This is a genomic window from Devosia sp. 2618, from assembly GCF_040546815.1.
Lineage (GTDB): Bacteria > Pseudomonadota > Alphaproteobacteria > Rhizobiales > Devosiaceae > Devosia.
Genome location: NZ_JBEPOO010000001.1, coordinates 2,193,370 through 2,215,594, shown reverse-complemented (window position 1 = coordinate 2,215,594; position 22,225 = coordinate 2,193,370). Strand labels below are relative to the sequence as shown.

The 22,225-nt window shown below is 61.5% G+C and carries 17 protein-coding genes; 14 read left to right on the top strand and 3 right to left on the bottom strand.

Annotated features, from left to right (window positions below; translation table 11 throughout):
- Window positions 1-29: 29 nt before the first annotated feature.
- The gene (locus ABIE28_RS11200) at window positions 30-1,925 is read left to right on the top strand and encodes a PAS domain-containing HWE histidine kinase family protein (protein WP_354062926.1); all 1,896 of its coding nucleotides are present in this window, start codon (window positions 30-32) and stop codon (window positions 1,923-1,925) included.
- A gap of 2 nt (window positions 1,926-1,927) precedes the next feature.
- Here ABIE28_RS11200 and ABIE28_RS11195 read toward each other — a convergent pair whose 3' ends face one another.
- Window positions 1,928-2,353 (bottom strand): response regulator, encoded by a 426-nt coding sequence (locus tag ABIE28_RS11195; protein ID WP_354062924.1) that lies wholly within the window; start codon window positions 2,351-2,353, stop codon window positions 1,928-1,930.
- Between the two features lie 230 nt (window positions 2,354-2,583).
- Between ABIE28_RS11195 and ABIE28_RS11190 the strand changes: the two genes are divergently transcribed.
- The 3 genes from ABIE28_RS11190 (at window position 2,584) to gltX (ending at window position 6,708) form a co-directional block, all read left to right on the top strand.
- The gene (locus ABIE28_RS11190) at window positions 2,584-3,588 is read left to right on the top strand and encodes a hypothetical protein (RefSeq protein WP_354062922.1); all 1,005 of its coding nucleotides are present in this window, start codon (window positions 2,584-2,586) and stop codon (window positions 3,586-3,588) included.
- A gap of 118 nt (window positions 3,589-3,706) precedes the next feature.
- The gene (locus ABIE28_RS11185) at window positions 3,707-5,374 is read left to right on the top strand and encodes an NAD+ synthase (RefSeq protein ID WP_354062920.1); all 1,668 of its coding nucleotides are present in this window, start codon (window positions 3,707-3,709) and stop codon (window positions 5,372-5,374) included.
- On the top strand, window positions 5,371-6,708 hold the full coding sequence (gene gltX, locus ABIE28_RS11180; protein ID WP_354062919.1) for a glutamate--tRNA ligase: 1,338 nt from the start codon (window positions 5,371-5,373) through the stop codon (window positions 6,706-6,708). Before ABIE28_RS11185 ends, gltX begins: the two co-directional genes overlap by 4 nt.
- Here the strand turns inward: gltX and ABIE28_RS11175 are convergent.
- Window positions 6,653-7,798 (bottom strand): DUF2865 domain-containing protein, encoded by a 1,146-nt coding sequence (locus ABIE28_RS11175; protein WP_354062917.1) that lies wholly within the window; start codon window positions 7,796-7,798, stop codon window positions 6,653-6,655. The genes gltX and ABIE28_RS11175 overlap by 56 nt on opposite strands.
- A 146-nt stretch (window positions 7,799-7,944) precedes the next feature.
- On the opposite strand from ABIE28_RS11175, the gene ABIE28_RS11170 reads away from it, so the two are divergent.
- From ABIE28_RS11170 to ABIE28_RS11125, 10 genes are all read left to right on the top strand, one after another.
- Window positions 7,945-8,946, top strand: coding sequence for a fumarylacetoacetate hydrolase family protein (locus tag ABIE28_RS11170; protein ID WP_354062915.1), 1,002 nt, complete (start codon window positions 7,945-7,947; stop codon window positions 8,944-8,946).
- Between the two features lie 372 nt (window positions 8,947-9,318).
- Window positions 9,319-10,731, top strand: a complete 1,413-nt coding sequence (gene cysS, locus ABIE28_RS11165; RefSeq protein ID WP_354062914.1) for a cysteine--tRNA ligase — start codon at window positions 9,319-9,321, stop codon at window positions 10,729-10,731.
- 101 nt (window positions 10,732-10,832) lie between these two features.
- Window positions 10,833-11,222 carry an endonuclease domain-containing protein gene (locus ABIE28_RS11160; protein WP_354066439.1) on the top strand — a complete coding sequence of 130 codons (390 nt, stop codon included), beginning with the start codon at window positions 10,833-10,835 and terminating at the stop codon, window positions 11,220-11,222.
- A 2-nt stretch (window positions 11,223-11,224) separates the two neighbouring features.
- A complete protein-coding gene (locus ABIE28_RS11155) occupies window positions 11,225-11,599 on the top strand; it encodes a VOC family protein (protein WP_354066438.1) in 375 nt (124 codons plus the stop codon).
- A complete protein-coding gene (locus ABIE28_RS11150; RefSeq protein ID WP_354062912.1) occupies window positions 11,586-12,065 on the top strand; it encodes a GFA family protein in 480 nt (159 codons plus the stop codon). The genes ABIE28_RS11155 and ABIE28_RS11150 overlap by 14 nt, the downstream gene beginning before the upstream one ends.
- Window positions 12,065-12,619: a GFA family protein gene (locus ABIE28_RS11145; RefSeq protein ID WP_354062911.1), complete on the top strand. Its 555-nt coding sequence runs from the start codon at window positions 12,065-12,067 to the stop codon at window positions 12,617-12,619. Before ABIE28_RS11150 ends, ABIE28_RS11145 begins: the two co-directional genes overlap by 1 nt.
- A 4-nt stretch (window positions 12,620-12,623) precedes the next feature.
- A complete protein-coding gene (cimA, locus tag ABIE28_RS11140) occupies window positions 12,624-14,240 on the top strand; it encodes a citramalate synthase (RefSeq protein WP_354062909.1) in 1,617 nt (538 codons plus the stop codon).
- Window positions 14,241-14,418: 178 nt separating this feature from the next.
- On the top strand, window positions 14,419-16,035 hold the full coding sequence (locus ABIE28_RS11135) for a LysM peptidoglycan-binding domain-containing protein (protein ID WP_354062907.1): 1,617 nt from the start codon (window positions 14,419-14,421) through the stop codon (window positions 16,033-16,035).
- A 95-nt stretch (window positions 16,036-16,130) separates the two neighbouring features.
- A complete protein-coding gene (locus ABIE28_RS11130) occupies window positions 16,131-16,451 on the top strand; it encodes an ArsR/SmtB family transcription factor (RefSeq protein WP_354062905.1) in 321 nt (106 codons plus the stop codon).
- Window positions 16,451-18,346 (top strand): ABCB family ABC transporter ATP-binding protein/permease, encoded by a 1,896-nt coding sequence (locus tag ABIE28_RS11125; RefSeq protein ID WP_354062903.1) that lies wholly within the window; start codon window positions 16,451-16,453, stop codon window positions 18,344-18,346. Before ABIE28_RS11130 ends, ABIE28_RS11125 begins: the two co-directional genes overlap by 1 nt.
- Before the next feature lie 492 nt (window positions 18,347-18,838).
- Here the strand turns inward: ABIE28_RS11125 and ABIE28_RS11120 are convergent, their stop codons facing one another.
- Window positions 18,839-22,225 (bottom strand): efflux RND transporter permease subunit, encoded by a 3,387-nt coding sequence (locus tag ABIE28_RS11120; protein ID WP_354062901.1) that lies wholly within the window; start codon window positions 22,223-22,225, stop codon window positions 18,839-18,841.

Sequence of the window (22,225 nt, the reverse complement as noted above, 5' to 3'; positions counted from 1 at the left end):
TCACTGTCGGTTGGTTATGAAAGCCGCGAATGCCCAAGTCACTATTTCCATCCGCCAGCACTGAAACGCGAGCCCGCCTTGAGCAAGACCCAACCCTCAAGCTGATCAACGACTATGACTGGTCGTCCAATCCGTTGGGTCCCATTCCCACCTGGCCCGAAAGCCTGCGCGGCGCCGTCCGCGTCATGATGGCAGCCTCGACGCCAATGGTCATGATGATCGGCGCGACCGGCATCCTCATCTACAACAATGCCTATGCCGGCTTTGCCGCCGACCGGCACCCCGAAATCTTCGGCATGCCGGCGCTTGAGGCCTGGCCAGAAATCGCCGAGTTCAATCGCCACAAGATCAAGCTCGGCCTCCGCGGCCACTCGCTCATCCTCCGCGATCAGGAGCTTGTGCTCAATCGCTACGGCCAGCTGGAATCGGGCTGGATGGACCTTCACTACAGCCCATTGCTCAACGACGATGGCGTCCCGCTCGGCACACTCTGCATCGTCCACGAAACCACCGACCGGGTCGTGGCCGAAAAGGCCTTGGCCCGCAGTGAGGAGCGCATGTCGCTGGCGCTGAGCGGCGCCAGCCTGATCGGCACCTGGGATTGGGATGTCACCAAAAACATCGTCACTGCCGACGACAAGTTCGCCAAACTCTACAATCTCGATCCGCTGCACGCTGGCCTCGGTGCCCCGCTCGAAGATTTCATGGGCGCTATCCACCCCGATGACGTCGAACGTGTCACCGTTACAATCGAGGCGAGCCTCGCCGATGGCTCCCCTTTCCAGAGCGAATATCGCCTCGTTGCCCCCGATGGCTCCGTTCGCTGGGTCATAGCCTCCGGCCGTCCGCGCCGGGGCGCCGATGGCACCACCCAGCGCCTGCCGGGCGTCGTGGTTGACGTCACCGACCAGCGCCTCACATCCGATGCGCTGGTCGAAAGCGAACTGCGCTTCCGCACCCTGGCCGACACCATGCCGCAAATGGTCTGGTCGACCCTGCCGGATGGCGTCCACGACTATTACAACGCCCGCTGGTACGAGTTCACCGGCGTGCCTGCCGGTTCGACCGATAGCGAGATCTGGAAAGACTTGATCCACCCCGACGATGTGGAATGCGCCCAGCCTGTCTGGTTCCACGCGCTGGCCACCGGCGCGCCCTATCAGATGGAATATCGCCTGCGGCACCACTCCGGCCTCTACCGCTGGACCCTTGGCCTTGCGCTCCCCATTCGCGACGCATCTGGCCAGATCATCCGCTGGATCGGCACCTGCACCGACATTCACGAAACGCGGCTCGCAACCGAAGAACGCGAAATCGTCACCCAGGAACTCAGCCACCGCATCAAGAACATTTTTGCCGTCCTCACCGGCATTATCAGCCTCTCGGCCCGCGGTCGTCCCGAGGTCAAGGATTTCGCCGACGAACTGCGCCAGCGCGTCTACGCCCTCGGCGAAGCCCATGACTTCGTTCGCCCGCAGAACACCGACGAACCCGGACAGCAGCGATCCCTGCGTGCCCTCGTCAGTCGCTTGATGCAGCCCTATCGCGAAAACGAGCAGGACCGGGTCGACTACACTGGCGAGGATGCCGAAATCGACGATGGCGCGGCAACACCACTGGCGCTGCTGTTTCACGAACTCGGGACCAATGCCGCAAAATATGGCTCACTATCGCTGGCCGGGGGCAGGGTGCACATTACCGGCGCCACAGTGGGCGATAGCTATCACCTCACCTGGAAAGAGCAGGGCGGTCCGCCAATTTCGGAAGTGCCCCAACTTAACGGCTTCGGCTCGCGTCTCATCCGCCTGAGCGTCGAAGGACAGCTCAATGGCCAGATCGAAACCAAGTGGGAGCCAGATGGCCTGCAGGTGGTCGTGCAATTGCCGCAGGAAGCGCTACGCCGTACGGCGCGCCTCAAGACCTGAAATCAGGTCGCTGAAACGATCGGTGTCGCCCAGTTAAACAGCTGCAGGCGCTGCGGTGGCGTCGCTTCGTCCGCATCGCGCCGCGCCACCACATAGGCGACTGCCGCGCGCAAATCCTGATCGGTCACCGGCTTGGGCAGCACGCCCACAGTACCGGGCACGCCGCTGCCGAGCTGCGATGGATTGGCGGTCATGAACAGCACGGTCACGCCATGCGTCTGCGCCAGAATTTCGCCAATGCGAATGCCTGTAGGGCCGTCATTGAGATTGAGATCGACCAATGCGACGTCGGCCTGCGACGCGAGCGCCAGTGCCGAACGCTCGTCCGGGGCGATCCCGATGGAGGTAAACCCCATCTCTTCAACTACGTGCTCTATCTCGGTGGCGACGAAAATCTCGTCCTCGACCACCAGTATTTTGCGGGTCATCACACTAACTCGTCGTCAACTTAGTCCTTAGGCTTGAGAGCAACTCCCAAAACCGGACTGGGTTGCTTCGCCTTGGCGCATAATCAAGTCAATGCGATCAACTCTGCGCCCCACAGGTTACTAAATCTCCCGTAGACCTACGATTTCGCATTTAGTGGAAACTTAACCCTAATGCCGCATAAATTTTTTCCATGACCACCCAGCATGGGTAATTGATCCTGGAGGATTGGATGAAGCGCTCTCTCTATAGCGCCGCGGCGATTTTGGCAGTCTGCGCCGCCGTGCCGGCACTCGCGGCTGACTACGCCGATCTGCGTCCCGCTTACCCCAACAACTGGTCGAGCGGCACCGAAAACCCGCTCCGCATCGAGTCCGGCATTCGCTACTGGTACTCCGTTGGCGAGCAGGAACACTCCATCGGCAGCTATACCCAGAAGATGGAAACCAAGACGTCGTCCGGTGAAGCCTTCGTGCGCATCGATGACTTCTCGACCTCCACCTATGTTGAGGCCACTGGCGGCTATGGCATTGCTCATGAAGGCACCTACAGCACCAATGGCGGCATGGACCTAGATCTGCCAGCGGCGCGTCTGGGCTATGTCGGCGCCGATTTCGGCTGGTTGCCACTGGCCACCGAGCAGGGCGGTCTCGGCTTTGTCGCTGGCTATCAGTACACCAATGACTCCCCAGACACGGGCCGCGCCAATTTCACGACGGCCCAGACTGCCAATGACATCGCATGGTCGGACAAGACCGGCGTCTGGTCCGTTGGCGGCGACAGCAAGGTCAACGATTTCAACATCCACGCGCTCAAGCTCGGCCTGGCCGGACGTTTTGATGCTGGCGGATTTGACGTGACGGGCGAAGCCGCCGCCACTCCCTATGCATGGGTCAGCGGTACTGCCGGTAGCTTCTCGCTGCCAGGCCAGACGGCAACCTTCCGCCAGGCCTCGGCTGCCACCATCAATGGTTTCGGCTACGGCGCCTCGGGCAAGCTCATGGTCGGCTTCCACCCGACCGACAACTTCACCATCCGCGTTGGCGGTCGGGCCTCCTATCTGACGGGCCAGTACGACGCCACCTACGACACCGCGCGCATTACGCCCCCTGTGCAGACCACTCCGGGTGGCGACTTTTCCGCCCCGGGTCTGACCAAGCAGAACTACATCATCAACAACAACCCGTTCTCGATGTTCCGCTACGGTGCGCTGGTCGAAGTCTCCGGCCGCTTCTAAGCTGCATCACCAAACTGGCTTTGTCCGCTTGCCCTTGCCGGGGTGAGCGGATAAGTCTTTTTGCGCGTCGCGCCCAGGCGCGGCGCTCCTATTTTCTTAGCCAACGGGCAGCACCATCGTGACAGACCGCCTCAGAATTGCGCTCGCACAGCTCAATCCAAAGGTGGGCGATCTTGTCGGCAATCTGGCGCTGGCGCGCACCGCGCTCGCCGATGCGCAGGCTGCCAAAGCCGACATTCTGCTGCTCTCCGAGCTGTTTCTTACCGGCTATTTCCCCGACGATCTGCTGTTCAAGCCCAAGTTCGAGGCCGACGCCATTCAGGCGGCGCGCGATTTGGTGGCTGATACCGCCGGCACCGATGTCGTTTTGATCCTGCCCACCATCTGGCGCGAAAAGACCGGCCTGCACAACGCGGTCGTTGTCGCCGAAAACGGCAAAATCATCGCTACGCGCCTCAAGCGCGAACTGCCAAATTCCGACGTCTTCTACGAGAAGCGCTACTTCACAGCCGGTCCGCTGGCTGACCCTGTGGTCATCAAGGGCGTCCCGGTCGGCATCCCGATCTGCGAAGACATCTGGCACACCAATGTCTGCGAGCACCTCGCCATGCGCGGCGCAGAAATCATGCTCTGCCCCAATGGTTCGCCCTATTGGACCGATAAGCAGCATGTCCGCAAGGAACTGGTGCGTGCCCGCGTCGCCGAAGACGATGTGCCCATGCTCTATCTCAATCAGGTGGGCGGCCAGGACGAACTGGTCTTCGACGGCGCTTCCTTTGGCATGGAGCCGGGTAACAAGCTGGTGTTCCAGGGCAAGTCCTTCGAGACTGATTTCATTGTCTCGGACTGGGTGCGCGGCGAAGATGGCTGGACCTGCGCGCAGGGCGAAGTCACCAAACTGACCACTACCGACGAGGCCCCATGGCTCGCCTGCGTGCTGGGGCTGCGCGACTACGTCCGCAAGAACGGGTTCAAGCAGGTCGTGCTCGGCCTCTCCGGCGGCATTGACAGCGCCGTGGTCGCCGCCATGGCCGTCGATGCCTTTGGCGCCGAAAACGTCCACTGCATCATGCTGCCTTATCGCTACACCTCCGAGGCCAGCCTCAAGGACGCCAAGGACTGCGCCGAACGTCTCGGCGTGCGCTACGACATCGTTTCGATTGGTGATCCAGTCGATGGCGCGCTGGCCCAACTTGCCCCGGTCTTTGGCGACCGCCCGGCCGATCTGGCCGAAGAAAACATTCAGTCGCGCATGCGCGGCGTCGTGCTGATGGCTGTGTCCAACAAGCTTGGCTCGATGCTTTTGACCACCGGCAACAAGTCCGAAATGGGCGTCGGCTACGCCACCATCTATGGCGACATGAACGGCGGGTACAACCCGCTCAAGGACATGTTCAAGATGGAGGTCTATCGCCTCGCCGCATGGCGCAACAGCCATGTCCCCGGCGATTGCAAAGGCCCATCCGGCGAAGTCATTCCGCAGGCGATCATCGACAAGGCACCATCGGCCGAACTGCGCCCCGACCAGACCGATCAGGACAGCCTGCCGCCCTATCCGGTGCTCGATGAAATCCTCACTTCTATCGTCGAGGACGAGCTCTCCCTCGAACAGATCATGGCCCGTGGCCATGATCGGGCGCTGGTCGAGCGCATCGAACGCCTGCTCAATATCGCCGAATACAAGCGCCGCCAGTCCGCGCCAGGCCCGAAACTCACCGTCAAGGCATTTGGCCTCGGCCGCCGCTACCCCATCACCAATGGCTACAAGGATCGCACCCTCGGATGACCACCCCAGATACCATCGTCCGCTGGGCACCATCCCCGACCGGTCGCATCCACCTCGGCAATGCCCGTCCCGCGCTTCTCAACTGGTACTTTGCCCGTCGCAATGGCGGCAAATACATCCTGCGCATGGACGACACCGACAATGCCCGTTCGACCCGCGACTATGCTGATGGCATCGAGGTCGATCTGGCCTGGCTCGGCGTCACCCCGGACCTTCTGGTCCGCCAGTCCGATCGCACTGCGCTCTATGATGCCGCCCGCGACAGCCTGATTGCCGCTGGTCGCCTCTACCCATGCTACGAAACCGAGGACGAGCTGAGCCGCCGCCGGGCCCGCGCCCGCGCGCTCAACAAGCCCCCGATCTATGATCGTGCCGCGCTCAAGCTGACCGATGAAGACCGCGCCCGCCTGGAAGCGGAAGGCCGCAAGCCCCATTGGCGCTTCAAGCTCGATGGCCGTCCGGTGCAGTTCACCGACATCATCAAAGGCCCGCAGACCGTCAACACGGCCTCGATGTCCGATCCGGTTCTGGTCCGCGAAGACGGCAGCTATCTCTATACGCTGCCCTCGGTGGTCGATGACATCGACCTTGCCATCACCCACGTCATCCGCGGCGAAGACCACGTCTCCAATACCGGCACCCAGATCGAGATTTTCGAAGCTCTCGGCGGCACCGTCCCCGCGTTCGGCCACCATAACCTCCTGACCGACGTAGCCGGGCAGGGCTTTTCCAAGCGCCTCGGTAGCCAGTCGATCGCCGATTTCCGCGCCGAAGGCTACGAGCCTATCGCTATCGCCATCATGGCCAGCCTTACTGGCACGAGCCTGCCCATTGAAACCTACGAAACGCTCGACGAAATCGCCAACCGGCTCGATTTCTCGATGATTTCGCACGGCTCGGCGCGCTTTGATCCGGTGGAACTGGACAATCTCAACGCCCGCCTTCTGCACGCCATGCCCTACGAGGCGGTGCAATCGCGTCTGTCGGCGCTTGGCCTTGAAGGCGAAGCCATCTGGCTGCTGCTGCGCGATAACCTGACCAAGTTCAGCGACATCGTCGAGCTATCCAAGCTCGTCACCGGCCCGGTCGTGCCCGTCGTTGCCGATGAGGATCGCGACTTCCTCGCGCTGGCCAAGGCCATCCTGCCAGCCGAGCCGTGGGATCTGGCCACGTGGTCGCATTGGACCGACGCCCTCAAGACCTCGACCGGCCGCAAGGGCAAGGCTTTGTTCCTGCCGCTCCGCCTGGCATTGACCGGGCGTCACGACGGGCCAGAGCTTAAGTCCCTGCTCCCGTTGGTTGGGCGTACGGCGTGTCTGGACCGACTACCCTGACCACCTTGTCGCCGAACTGAACCAGCCGTAGCTGGCTTTCAGCCGTTGCCTGAATAGGGCGGGTCACCGGCGTTTCGCCGGGGCCGGCCGGACGCGGGCGGGGCAGGGGAATGCTGACGAGGTTTGCCGTCTGCAGCGGCGCAATCACCGGCGCAATCGGGGCTACGCCCCGCGGGTCGCGCAGTGGCAGCGGGAATGTCGCCCCAGCCACATCGATCATCGCCCGGGTCGAGCCATCATCATGGGTCGCCTCGATCATCGTGCCATCGGACTGCGGCGCCACCTTGCAGCTGGCGCTTGGGCTGGTGTCGAGCTCGGTGCGGTAACGGAACGCCGTCGGCAGCGCCGTATACGGATTGCCGAAGTCATTGCGCATCTGCTCGGGCTCTTGCCCCGGATTGTCGTAATAATACAGCTCCACCGGCGTCGTCGGACAACTCGCCTGACATTGCTGGGCGTCATTGGGCACATAATCGAGAATCGTCGCGTAGCTGATCGGCCAGAAATAGCCGTCGCTCAGCCGCACGCAGACAGTCCGCACTGTGCGATAGCTGTTATTGCCCCAGGCGCCGCCGCCATCGACCATCTGGCCATTGGTGAAGTCGCCCTGCGTCGTCGTGCCGAAAACACGGTCGAACACAGACTGGCGGTCATTGGTCACGGTGGCGCTGGAGCGGTTGGTGCCGCAACCAAAACGGGCCAGTTCTTGCAGGATCGCTTCGCGCTGACCCGAAATCGCATTGGCCGTATCGACCTGACGCGACACTTCCGACGCCACTTCGCGCAGCCGCAGCACTTCGCGCCCGATCTGCCGGCACTGTTCTGTCAGCGTCCGCCCGGCCTTGGCCGCGTCGTTACAGCCATCGCGGACATAACGGCTTTCCATCTGCTGCACATCGCGCGACGCCTGGCGGGCCGCCTGCGAATTGCCGCCCTGACGCTGGAAGTCGGCATTGCGATCAAACTGCCGCAAGGCGTTTTCCAGCCGCGAGCACTGCGCTGCCTGGGCATAAGCCGTATTGACGTCCAGGATCAGGCAGAAAGCCGCCAGCACCATCAGAATAAGGGCGCGCGCGCCGTTCCTGCCCAAGCCTGTCCTCGAATCCCTGTCCAGAGCGCGCCGCGCGCTCTTTAATCCGGCCTTAAGACAACGCTAGGACCGTTGGCAACACTATAGTGGCCACATCAGTGCCATGGTAGCGCTGCAAGGCCACACAAGTTCGAGATTGCGACAAGATGAAACTAGCCACACTCCGAAACGGTCGTCCCGATGGCCAGCTCATCGTGCTGTCAGCCGATTCGTCGCGCTACGTCGCAGCCGGCCGCATCGCGCCCACCCTCCAGGCCGCGCTCGATGACTGGAACGCCCACGCTCCGGCGCTTGCAGCCCTTGCAGCCCAGCTCGATGCCCGCGCTATTGCCGGTCAGGTATTCGATCCCGCCCAGGTTCTGGCGCCTTTGCCGCGCGCCTATCAGTGGATCGACGGCTCGGGCTACCTCAGTCATCTCGAACGCGTCCGCACCCTCAAGGGCAGCAAGGACGAGGAACTGCAATCGAGCCGCCCACTGCTTTATCAGGGCGGTTCCGATTCGCTTTCCGCTCCCACCGACGCGATCCGCGTCACCGATCCTGATCTCGCCATCGATTTTGAAGCCGAAGTCGCTGTCATCACCGGCCCGGTTCGCATGGGCGCCACCTACGCGCAGGCAGCCGCCGCCATTCGCCTCGTCACCGTCTGCAATGACGTCTCGCTGCGCCGCCTCGTCGTCGATGACCTGCAGAACGGCTTCGGCTTTTTCCACGCCAAGCCCTCCACCAGCTTCGCCCCCATCGTCGCAACGCCCGATAGCCTTGGCACCGCATGGCGCGACAATCGCCTGCATCTGCCCATCCGCATCGAGGTCAATGGCACCCTGTTTGGCCAGCCCAATGCGGGCACCGACATGCATTTCGATTTCGCCGACCTGATCGTCGAAGCCGCGCGCACCCGCGATCTGGCGGCGGGCACCATCATTGGCGGCGGCACTGTCTCCAATCGCCACGACGAAACGCTGCCGATCAAGCGCGATGGCATCGGATTTGCCTGCATTGCCGAGGCGCGCACCGTCGAAAAACTCAAATATGGCCGCGCCCGCACGCCCTTCCTCAAGCCCGGCGACACCGTGCGGATCGGCGCCATGTCAGCCGATGGCGTTTCCACTTTCGGTGACATCAACCAGCGTGTTGCGCTCGCCTGAAGGGGCTGAGAAATTTCGGTCACGATCCCGTGTAGCGGTTGGGTATGACGGTCGATCGTGTAACTCTCAGGCCACGCGAAATAGCTGTCGTGGGTGCATTTCGTAACGAATTTCTGCTTCTATCCAGAAGCGACCAAAAATATCGCCTCCAAAGCGATTGGGCGGCCTTCGGGTCGCCCCTTTTTCTTTTCGGCTTGCTTTCCGTGCGCTGTGCGGTCAAAGTCCGCGCCATGAAGACCCAGATCATTCTGATTAACCGCTGCATTATTACCTGCTAACTACTCGTTGGCGGCGCGGTCTTCTTCATCCAAATAATCTGATACCAGAAGAGCCGTCTGCCCGCGCAATTCCGCATGGCCAGGGACGGACCATATGACCACGCCGCAGATCACGCTCTACAATACGCTCACGCGCACCAAGCAGGCTTTCACCCCCTTGGACGCCAACAATGTGCGCATGTATGTGTGCGGCCCCACGGTCTATGACTTCGCCCATATCGGCAATGCCCGCCCGGTCATCGTCTTCGACGTGCTGTTCCGTGTCCTGCGCTACACCTACGGCGCCGATCACGTCACTTACGTGCGCAACATCACGGACGTCGACGACAAGATCAACGCCCGCGCCCTGCGCGATTTCCCCGATCTGCCGCTCAACGAGGCCATCCGCCGCGTAACGGAAAAGACCGAAACCCAGTTCATGTCCGACGCAGCAGCGCTTGGGGCTCTCGAGCCCACCATCCAGCCGCGCGCCACCGACAATATCAATGAGATGCAGACGCTGATCTCGTCTCTGCTGAGCAATAGCCACGCCTATCAGGCGGCTGGCGAAGTGCTGTTCGACGTCAAGTCGATGGACGATTACGGCCAGCTCTCGGGCCGCAATCTCGAAGACAACCTCGCTGGCGCCCGCATTGCTGTCGACGTTCATAAAAAGAACCCCGCCGATTTCGTGCTGTGGAAGCAGTCGTCCGACCATGAACCCGGTTGGGATAGCCCATGGGGCAGGGGCCGCCCCGGCTGGCACATCGAATGCTCCGCCATGAGCGAGCGCTATCTCGGCCAGACCTTCGACATTCATGGCGGCGGGCTGGACCTGATCTTCCCGCACCACGAAAACGAAATCGCCCAGTCCCGTTGCGCCCACGGCACCCACGCCATGGCCAATGTCTGGATGCACAATGGCTTCCTTCAGGTCGAAGGCCAGAAGATGAGCAAGAGCCTGGGCAATTTCGTCACCATCAACGATCTGCTGGAAACCGGCGCCATGGGCGGCCGCGCCTGGATCGGCGACGTGCTGCGCCTCGCCATGCTGATGACGCACTACCGCGAGCCCATCGACTTCTCGGTCAACCGACTGGAGGAGGCCGAGTCCAAGCTCCGCGACTGGCAGCGCGCTGCCCGTGGCGCCGACGTCGCCGAATGCGATGCGCCCGACGCCAGCGTCGTCACTGAACTGGCCGACGATCTCAACTTCCATCGCGCCAGCGTCGCGCTCGATTTCATCGCCAAGAAGGCCAATCGCGAAGAAGGCAATGCCAAACACTGCCTCGCCGCTACGCTCCGGTTCCTCGGCTTCAGCCTCACCTCGCTGCTGACGTCCAACGACGGCTGGGAAGAACCCGCCCACATCGCCACGGCCATCGCTGACCGCCTCGCGGCCCTCAACGCCAAAGATTTCGCCAAAGCCGACTCCATCCGCAACGACCTCTCCGAACAGGGCATCGCCCTGATGGACTACAAAGACGAAAACGGCGACCGCCAGACCAAATGGGAAATGAAGGCGTGATGGCAGAGACCCCCTCATCCGGCGCTCCGCGCCACCTTCTCCCACAAGGGGAGAAGGGTGGTCCGGTGGCTTCCCCAACTCTGAGCCCCCCTTCTCCCCCCGTGGGAGAAGGTGCCCGAAGGGCGGATGAGGGGGCCAAGGAGCGCCCGAGTCCCCGACTGCAGAAGTTTGCCCGAGACATGCGGCACCAACCGACCGAGGCTGAACAAAAACTCTGGCTGCTCCTCCGCAACCGTCGATTTGCCAACCACAAGTTCCGACGTCAGGTGCCTATCGGCTCCTACATCGCAGACTTTGTCTGCTACGCCTCAAAGCTGATTGTCGAAGCGGACGGCAGTCAGCATGCCGAAAACACGCGCGATGAAACCCGTGATGCGGAATTGACCGGTCGTGGCTTCCGCCTTCTCCGCATCTGGAATTCCGACATCCTTTCCGCCCCCGATACCGTGCTCGACGCCGTCTGGCACGCAATCCAAGGAGATACCCATTGAGCATTTTTGATCATCTCGGCTACTCCGTCGGCGACTTCGACACATCGTCCGCCTTCTATGACGCGATCTTTGCGGCGCTGGGCGCCACCCGGCTTGTCGATTTCGAACATCCGGGCGGCCGCGTCGTCGGCTACGGCGTCGAGCGGCCCGACTTCTGGCTGAACTCGGGCACAGCGCTGCGCGATCACGTCCACATCGCCTTTGCGGCCAAATCCCGCCCCGACGTCGATGCCTTCTTTGCCGCAGCGCTCGCCGCTGGCGGCCGTGACAATGGCGCGCCGGGCATCCGGTCGCAGTACCACCCCAACTACTACGCGGCCTTCGTGTTCGATCCCGATGGCCACAATATCGAAGCTGTCTGCCATGGCCCAGCCTAAGCCAGAGGCCCATACCGGCGGCTGCCAATGCGGCGCCGTCCGGTTTCGCGTCACGCGTCTGGGCCGACCGTCCATCTGCCATTGCCGCATGTGCCAGAAAGCCTTCGGCGGCTTTTTCGGCCCCTTGGTCACGGCCCACAACGCAACCTGGACACGTGGCGAACCCAAATGGTTCCAGTCGTCAAACGCTGCCCGCCGCGCCTTTTGCGGCGATTGCGGCACGCCGCTGGCCTATGAAACCCGCTTCGGCCTCGAACTCGCCATCGGCACCTTCGATGATCCAACCGTCGCCGCGCCCGAAGTGCAGGTCAATCTGGCCGACAAGCAGCCGTTCTTCGATACGCTGACCACGCTGCCCGAAGTCAGTCACTCGAGCGACGAATGGCGCGATTTCCTCGCCGGCATCCATTCCAACCAGCACCCGGACCACGATACCGAGGACTGGCCGCCGAAAGAGTTCATCTGATGGAACGCTACGCCATGGAGGTCAGCGGCGGATGCCAGTGTGGCGCCGTGCGCTATCACACGACGCATATGCTCGATAACGCCCACATCTGCCATTGCCGCATGTGCCAGAAGGCCGTGGGCAATATCTTTGCGGCGCTTGTCGCCGCTCCGCGCGACACCCTCGTCTGGACGCGTGGCGCGCCGTCACGCTTTGCCAGTTCCGAACATGTCGAGCGCGGCTTCTGCCGCGATTGCGGCACGCCACTGTTTTACGACAATACCGAAGGTGACCGCATCAACCTCACCATCGGCTCCCTCGATCACCCCGAATTCTTCCCGCCCAGTGCCAATACCGGTCAGGAAGGACAGGTGCCCTGGTTCACCACCCTAACCAGCATCGCCGATGGCGGCGCGACCGAAAATGGCCAGGAAGCCTGGGCCGACGCCATCAAATCCACCAACCACCAACACCCCGACCGCGATACAGATCGCTGGCCTGATTCCGCGCTTGGAGTAGGCCAGAGCAAGACCGAAAACGCGGTTGGCCTAGACCAGAGCAAGACCGAAAAGTAGTTTCATGTCCAAAGACCGTCTCTATATCTTCGACACCACCCTGCGCGATGGCGCACAGACAGCCGGCATTGAGTTCTCGCTTGAGGACAAGATTTCTATTGCCCGCCTGCTTGAAGAACTGGGCGTCGACTATATTGAGGGCGGTTACCCCGGCGCAAATCCGGTCGATACTGAGTTCTTCGAGAACAAGCGCACCAGGCACGCCAAGTTCACCGCTTTCGGCATGACCAAGCGGGCAGGGCGCTCTGCCGCCAATGATCCCGGCGTTCAGGCGCTGCTCAACTCCAAGGCCGACGCGACCTGCTTTGTCGCCAAGACCTGGGACAAGCAGGTCAAGGTCGCGCTCGAAATCACGCTTGAGGAAAACCTCGAAAACTTGCGCGAGACCGTCGCCGCCGCTGTTGCCTCCGGCAAGGAAGCGCTGATCGACTGCGAACACTTTTTTGATGGCTACAAGGCCAATCCCGACTATGCACTGTCCTGCGTCAAAACCGCATTGGATGCCGGTGCCCGTTGGGTGGTCCTTTGCGACACCAATGGTGGCACAATGCCCTCTGAGGTGACGCTCATCGTTAACAATGTGTTAGCAATAGCGCCCGGTTCGCACCTCGGAATTCACGCGCATGACGACACCGGACAGGCCGTTGCCAACACGCTGGCGGCCGTAGAAGCTGGGGTTCGCCAGATCCAGGGTACCCTTAACGGCATCGGCGAACGCTGCGGCAACGCCAACCTCGTCACACTTATCCCCACCCTCGCTTTGAAGCCGTATTATGCGGAACGGTTCGAGACGGGGTTCGATGAATCACGCCTGCAGCGCCTGACGCAAATCTCGCGCGCCTTCGATGATCGGCTCAATCGCGCGCCGAGCAAACAGGCGCCCTATGTCGGCGGGTCGGCCTTCGCCACCAAGGCCGGCATCCATGCCTCCGCCTTGCTGAAGGACTTTTCGAGCTACGAGCACGTACCGCCCGAAAGCGTTGGCAATGAACGCTCCATCATGGTCAGCCAGCAGGCTGGCAAGTCCAACCTGCTGACGGCTTTGGCCCGCCACGGTATCGAACTCTCCAAGGACGATCGCCGCCTCGAAAAGCTCCTCGCCACGGTCAAGGAACGCGAATCGCGCGGCTATTCCTATGACGGCGCCGACGCCTCGTTTGCCGTTCTGGCCCACGAAGTGCTTGGCACGCTGCCGACTTATTTCACCGTCGAAAACTACCGGGCCAGCGTCGAACGGCGCCACAACGCCCAGGGCGAAGAGATCACCGTCACCGAAGCGGTGGTCAAAATTCGCATCGAGGATGAGCTGCTGATGTCGGTCGCTGAAGGTAACGGCCCGGTCAATGCGCTCGATCTGGCAATGCGCAAAGACCTTGGCAAGTATTCGTCACGGATCGAAGACCTGGAACTGGTTGACTTCAAAGTCCGTATTCTGGACGGCGGCACGGGCGCGGTCACCCGTGTATTGGTAGAGAGCCGTGATGGCACGGGCGAGCGGTGGTACACCATCGGAGTGTCGCCCAACATCATTGATGCGTCCTTTGAAGCCCTATATGAATCGATCACATATAAACTGTTGAAGACTGAGGCTTCTCAGGCCGCGACAGAGAAGGTGGCTTAACCGGGTAGTCTGCCCCAAAGGCAGGATTGCCGTAACGGTCCGGGAGGACAAACTGGCCGATACCGCTCCGAATAAACCTCTAGCGCTCACTATCGGGGCGGCTGCGGTTACTGTCGCAGTCATTGTTGGTGTCCTCGCCGGACCCAGCGTTGTTTCCTGTTTTAACTCCAGCGACGGCATGGGCTATTGCCTGCGCGGCAAGATGGTCGAAAGCGGCATCCTGCCTGCGCCGGCCGTTGCCGAAACCGAAACGCCGGCAGCAGTGGAAACCGCTGCCGTGGTTTCGCCTGAACCGGCAGCTGCCGTCGGCGAACCCGCGCTTGATGTGACGCCGCCAGCGGCCGATCCAGTCCCGCAAAACCTGATCGCCGCAACCTTCGGCCTGCTGCGCGCCGAGCCCGATGGCTCGGTGGTCATCGCCGGTAGCGGCACGCCCGGCACCGAAGTTGAAGTCTATTCCAACGGCGATTTGCTCGGTAAAACCACGGTTGAATCGAGCGGCGACTGGGTGCTCGTGCCCGACGCCCCAATCGCCCCCGGTGGCACCGAAATCACGCTGGCGGAAGCTGGCAAGACCGGCACGGCCGACAAGTCGTTCGTCGTCGTCATCGACGACGACAAGACCACCCAGCCGCTCGTTGTCGCCAGCACGCCGGGCGCCGCAAGCCAGGTTTTGCAGGGCCTTGAGCGCCCCGCAATCACCCCGCCGACCCAGGTCGCGGCAGCCGATCCGGTGACGCCACCGGCCCCGCCTGTCGCCGTCGAGCCAACTCCGGCGCCTGTCCCACCCACCGAAGCGCCCGCGCCCGTCGCCGCAACCGAGCCTGCGCCCGCAATTGTCCCGCCAGCCGCGCCGGAGCCTGTTCAGGCCGCGCGGACACCCGAACCAACACCGGCCGTTGCACCGCCACCGGTGGCCGTTGTGGCGCCAGAGCCAGCACCCGTCGCGCAGAACGATGGCCCGACCGAGCCAGTGGCCGCACCAGCGGCTGTAGAGCCTATCGCAGCGCCACCAGCCGCTGCCGGCACCGATACGGCTGTGGCCGCAGCCAACACGGCCGCACCGACACCGGCAACCAAGCCTGCTGTCGTCTCCGTGGCGCCCACCATTGACGCCATCGAAATCGAAGGCGGTCGCACTTTCTTCGCCGGTGGCGGCACCGAAGGCGCAACGGTTCGCCTCTATGTCGATGACAGCTTCATCGCCGACGCCATCATTTCCGGTGGTCGCTGGCTGATCGAAGCCGGCAATGTGCTGACCAAGGCACAGCAGCGCGTCCGTATCGACCTGCTGCAGCCAGACAAGACCACCGTCGCCTCGCGCGCCGAGGTCAACTTCACGCTCGATATCCCCGCCACGGCCGTCGCCGCAGCCCCCGCCGTCACGCCACCAGCGCCTGTGGCTGCTGCGCAAGCGTCGACGACTGCACCAACTCCGGCCACTCGCCCGGAGCCCGCCGCGCCAGAAACCGCCGCTGCAACGCCTCCCGCTCAGGTCGAAACACCTCCTGCAGTCGAGCCTACGCCCACTGCGCCTGCCGTTGCCGAAGTTGTCCCCGCACAGACTGAGGATGCTATTGTTCCAACTCTGGCGGGTGTTGCGGTCGGCGACGACGACGCGCAGCGCTTCGCAGCCGGCAAGGCCATCATCCGTCGTGGTGACAATCTATGGTCGATCGCCCGCCGCGTTTATGGCGAAGGCATCAAATACACGACCATCTACGAAGCCAATACCGGCCAGATCCGTGACCCAGACCGGATTTATCCCGGCCAGGTCTTCGATCTGCCAAAGTAAATGCGTACAAAATGGCCCGCCGCTCGGCGGGCCATTGATTATTTAGCCGCTAGACCCCATTTTATCGTCAAATGACGATACACCCCAGCAAAACCATGCACGACGACGATATTGCCACCATCATGCGCGCGATGGGTCATCCTGTGCGCCTCAACATTCTGCGCATCCTCGCCAAGCAGGAGCGCGGAGAGTGCTGCTGCGCCGACGTCACCGATGAATTGACGCTGGCTCAGTCGACTGTCTCCCAGCACATCAAGGTGCTGCTCGACGCAGGCCTGATCGAGCGCAAGCCTCGCGGCACGCGCAATTGCTACATCGTCCAGCATGACCGGTTGTCCGCCCTCGGCGACGCTTATTCCGGCATGATCGCGGGCTTTAGCCCCGCACCGTCCAAACTGGAATCGGAACCCGCCTGATGTCGTCTGACAACGCTGAGAAGAAGCCGTCCGTTAGCGCGGACGAGGGCTCTGTATTTTCTACCGTCAAGAACCTCTGGTCCTATATGTGGCCAGACGATCGGCCGGACCTGCGCCTGCGGGTTATCCTTGCCATCGGCGCATTGCTGCTCAGCAAGGTCGCGACCACGCTGGTGCCCTTCGCCTATAAGGGCATCATCGATAGCCTCGACGGCAGCGCGCCGGACAGCACGCTCGTCCTCGGGCTAGCTATCCCCATTGTGCTGGTCATCGCCTATGCGCTCGGCAACGTCATCGACGCCGGCTTCCAGCAATTGCGCGACGTCCTGTTCGCCAGCGTTGGCCAGCACGCCGTGCGCAAGCTGGCGCTCCAGACCTTCCACCATCTTCACCGCCTCTCGCTGCGCTTTCATCTGGCGCGCCGCACCGGTGGGCTGAGCCGAGTCATCGAGCGCGGCACCAAGGGCATCGAAACCATTGTGCGTTTCGCCATGCTCAACATTGCCCCCACCATTGTCGAGTTCATCGTCACTGCGATAATCTTCGTCTGGATGTTCGGTGTCAGCTATCTTGGCGTGCTGGTGGTGATGATCTGGGGCTATCTCTATTTCACCATCAAGGCGTCCAACTGGCGTATCGCGATCCGTCGCGACATGAACAATTCCGACACCGATGCGAACGGCAAGGCTATCGACAGCCTGCTGAACTATGAGACGGTAAAATACTTCGCCAATGAGCAGATGGAGGCCGATCGTTACGACGAGTCCATGGCCGGCTATGAACGTTCGGCTATCCGTATCTGGACCTCGCTCGGCTTCCTCAACTTTGGCCAGGCGATCATCTTCTATGCCGGTTTCCTGATCATCTCGATCATGGCCGTCGTCGGCGTGATGAACCGCACGCTGACGCTGGGCGACTTCGTTCTTCTCAACACCTTCCTCATGCAGATCTATCGGCCACTCAACTTTATCGGCTTCGTCTATCGCGAACTCCGCCAGGGACTTACCGACATCGAAGAGATGTTCAAGCTGCTCGATCAGGACCCCGAGATCGAAGACAAGCCCGACGCCAAGCCACTGGAAATCAGCGGTCCGGTGATCCGTTTTGACAACGTGACTTTCCACTACGATCCAGACCGTCCTATCCTCAAGGGCGTCAGCTTCGAAGTGCCGGCCGGCAAGACTGTCGCCATCGTTGGTCCCACTGGCGCTGGCAAGTCAACGATTTCGCGTCTGCTCTATCGCTTCTATGACGTGACTGGCGGCGCCATCACCATCGATGGGCAAGACCTGCGCGACATCACGCAGAAAAGCCTGCGCTCGGCTATCGGTATGGTTCCGCAGGATACCGTGCTGTTCAACGACACCATCGGCTACAACATCGAATATGGTCGCCCCGGCGCAACCGCCGAAGAAGTCCGCGCTGCTGCCGCTATGGCACAGGTCGGCCCCTTCATCGAAACGCTGCCCAAGGGCTATGAAACCCCGGTCGGCGAGCGTGGTCTGAAACTTTCGGGTGGCGAAAAGCAGCGCGTTGCGATTGCCCGCACCATCCTCAAAGCTCCGTCCATACTTATCCTCGACGAGGCGACCTCGGCACTCGACACCAAAACCGAACGCGATATCCAGTCGGCACTCGATGTGGTCTCCAAGAACCGCACCACCGTGGTCATAGCCCACCGTCTCTCGACCGTCGTCAACGCCGACGAAATCCTGGTCCTGCGCGATGGCGTCGTCGCCGAGCGTGGCAACCACATCGCGCTCTTGGCTCAGGACGGCCTCTACGCCCAGATGTGGAACCGCCAGCGCGAGGCGACCGAGGCCGAAGAAAAGCTCCTCGAAACCGCCAACGACCCCGACGGCTTCGTCAAGCGCGGCATCCCCGCCGCGGAGTAGGGCGCTTACAGGACTACACAAATCTGAAGCCCCGTTTCGATGTTCTCGAACGGGGCTTTTTCTTTGGAGGAAGAGGAGGATGCTCGACGCAAGCCCGCGCTTGGGCCGACCAACTGTTCTGGATCGCTAGGCTGCACCAGTCACTCAAGCTACTTCGTCAGTGCCCGACATAGGGACTGACGCCTCTTTATGCTCCGAGCCATCAAGCGCTCAACAACTGGCTGACCTTTGGTGTCGTCGCGGTTCTCCACTAGAGCGGCGAGAGCACGACAGCAACGTTTCGCCCGTTCTGTATATGTACAGGCTCCGCCTTTAGCACCACCAACATCTGTCCAAACCTGCGCCTAGCCTCGGTTGCGGTCACAACTGCCATGGGTTTGTTCCTAGGTTGCCGGTGCAAACTCACTGGAAACGATGTTAGCTGAACCTCCTATTTCCACCCAAACAAAAAGGCCCGCATCGCTGCGGGCCTTTTTAGTGCATCGCGGCTGATTACTCAGCGGCTTCCGGGCGGTCGGGACGGCTGACTATCGTCACGCCATTCTCTTCCTTTTTCACCAGCCCGCTATCCTGGTTGGTAGCCTGCTCGGGTTCGACTGCGCCGACTTCCTGGCTGACGATGTAGCGCTTGCTGCCATCGGCATCGGCCGGGATTTCAACGGCCATGCCATCAAACCCTGCGGGCACTGCCATTGCTGGCTGGCGGCCCCGGCCGGTCACGAAGTCACGTAGGCGACCGGAATGGTGCATGACCCACTTGATCTGGCCCCACATCACGCTTGGTGCAGTGATCATCACAGGCACCATGACCAGCGTCAGTGCTGTCGAGAAGAACAGGCCCGAGACCAGAGCTGCCGACAGGTGGATAAACCACGACCCGGCAAGGCCACCGACAACCACTTCACGACGGATGAAGTCGAACTCGACGTTGGCCCACATCGGGATAACGCCCAGCGCCGTCAGGAACGCCGTCAGCAACACCGGCCGCACACGCTGTGCGGTGGTGAGCAGCATGGCCTTGACCGGCTCCACACCCTGATGGCGGTTGTAGTCATTGTACGTGTCGATCAGCACGATACCGTTTTTCACCACGATACCCGCCAAGGCCACGATACCGAGCCCCGTCATGATGGCCGAGAAGCTCATCCCCGTCGCCAGCATGCCAAGTAACACGCCCGCCACCGACATGATGACCGTCGAGAGGGTCACCATCACCTGGTAGAAGCTGTTGTACTCCAGCAGCAGGATGAAGAAGATCAGGAACATCGCCATGCCGAAGGCCTGGACGATAAAGGCGTTTGCATCGCCCATCTGTTCTTCAGCGCCGCCGAACTGCACCGATACCGAGCTCGGGAAATCCTGCTGACCAATCCAGGTCTGCAGTTCTGCCACGCGGTCGGCCGCATAGACGCCCTCGGGCAGGTTTGCCAGGCCAGCTGCCACCGGCATCTGGTACAACTGGTTCCGCCGCTGGATATTGGCTACCTTTGGCACGGCAGTACGGTCGATGAAGTTGCTCACCGGAACCATGCCCTGCGCCGTGGCGATGCGCATGGAGTCCAGAGCGTCGAACGTACGTTCGTTCTCAGGCAGGCGAACGCGGATATCCAGTTCCTTGCCCGTGTCGGCGTCGCGATAGGTGCCCAGCTTCACGCCAGACGTAACGAGCTGAACATAGGGCGCCAGTTCACGCACACCGATACCGTAATTGCCGGCCTCGTTGCGGTCGATGGTGATCTGCCAGTCGATGCCGGGGGAGGGGCGACCATCTTCGATGTCCACCGTGTTCGGCATGGTTTCGATGTGGTTTCTGATCGCCGTCACGACAGGGAGCAGGTCGTCGTAGTTCTTGCTCTCGACGCGCAGGTTGATGTCCTTACCTGCTGGTGGACCGTTTTCGGCCGCCAGCACTTGGATATCGAGACCCGCAAACTGGGTCATGCGCTCGCGAATTTTGCCAAAGATTTCGGCAGCCGGCACGCGCTCGGCCCAATCGACCAGCTGCAGCTGGAAGTTGCCGATAGTGTCAGGCGGGGTCGTGCCGAAGGCTCCAGTCGAGCCGAACTGCATGATCACGTCCTGAATACCCTGCACCTGCATGATTTCAGCGCCGATATTGGACATCATGTCCCGAACTTCTTCGGGCGAGTAGTTGCCTCGGCCAACCACTGCCACCGTCGCGAACTCGGGCTCGGAAGCCGGGAAGGCCTCGCTGCCGGTCGGATGGGTGGCGTAGGTTATGAAAATGCCGATGATGATGGCAAAGCCCACCGCAAGTGTCGGCAACGGCCAATGCAGCAGATGCTCCATGGTCCGTACATAGATGCCGGTAATACCCTTGACCTTCTTGGCGTCGAACTTGTCGGCATACATGACGATGTCGGCGGCTTCCTTGGCCTTCGGATCGACATGGGTCGAAGCGATCACCGCGCCGATAACGGGCATGAAGATAAGGGCCGAAATCAGCGAAGCGATCATGACGATGATCACGATCATCGGCAGGTAGCTCATGAACTTGCCGATAATGCCCGGCCAGAACAGCAGTGGAATGAAGGCGCCAAGCGTGGTCGCAGTTGCGCCCACCACCGGAATGAACATCTTGCGAACCGCGAGGATGAACGCCTCTTTCTTGGAGACGCCTTCCTGCAGTTTTCGCTCGGCATATTCCACGACCACCACCGGATCGTCGACGAGCACACCCACCGCGATAACCAGCCCGAACATCACCATCATGTTGATGGTCATGCCCAGCGTCTGCGCCACGAGGAACGCCATCATGAACGATAGCGGGATGGACATGCCGATCATGATTGCGGGGCGAATACCAAGGGTCGCCACGCAGGTGATCAGCACCAGTGCCACAGCTGTCAGCACGGCGGCTTCCAGCGAACGGAACATGGAGGTAGTGGTTTCGGCCTGATCGAGGAAGAAGCTGTAGCCAACGCCGGATGGCCAGCTCTTGGCAAGTTCAGCAGTCGTCGCACGGACCTTTTCGGACACGTCGATGATGTTGGTGCCCAGCTTCTTGGACACGCCCAGGATCAGGGCAGGGGAGCCGTTGACCGTAGTGTAGTCAGTGGCATCGGCAAGCGTGCGGGTGATCGTGGCGACGTCGCCAAAGGTCACAACACTATTGCCGTCGGTCTTGAGTGGCAGGCTATAGAGATCGGCTGGCCGAGTGATCAGGCCGGGGACTTCGATATTGAACGCGCCCTGACCGCTGTTGATGGTGCCACCGGGCACAACCATGTTGTTGCGGGCCAGTGCGTCAAACAGCTGAGCCGAGGTCAGGCCATAGGATTCAAGTCGCAGCAGGTCGATGCGCACTTCAAGGATTTCGTCACGGCCGCCCGAAAGCTTGGCTTCACGGACTTCGGCGATGCCTTCGAGGGCTTCCTTCAGGTCATCGGCGCGCTGGATCAGCTCGCGTTCCGGCGCGCTGCCATAAAGCGCGACCGAAATGATCGGGGTGCCGACCAGATCGATTTCGCTGACGATCGGGTCGTCCGCTTCGCTTGGCAACTTGGACTTGATGGCGTCGATGCGCGCGCGCGTATCGGAGATCGCCTGGTCCTTGTTGGTATTGATGTCGAACTCGAGGAACACCGACGCGTGGCCGGTGGTCGACGTCGAGCTGATATTCTGCAGACCTGGCAAGGTTGCCAGTTCTTCTTCGGCCGGCTTGGCCAGCAGATTTTCCGCGTCACGTGGCGACACGCCATTCTGGCTGATCGAGACGTAAAGATACGGCACGTCGATGGCCGGGAAGCTTTCCTTAGGCAGCGACACATAGGCCGAGATACCCGCGCCCAGCATGATCACCATAACGGTGAGCACGACACGCGGCATCCTCAGTATTCTGACGATGAAGTCGAGCAT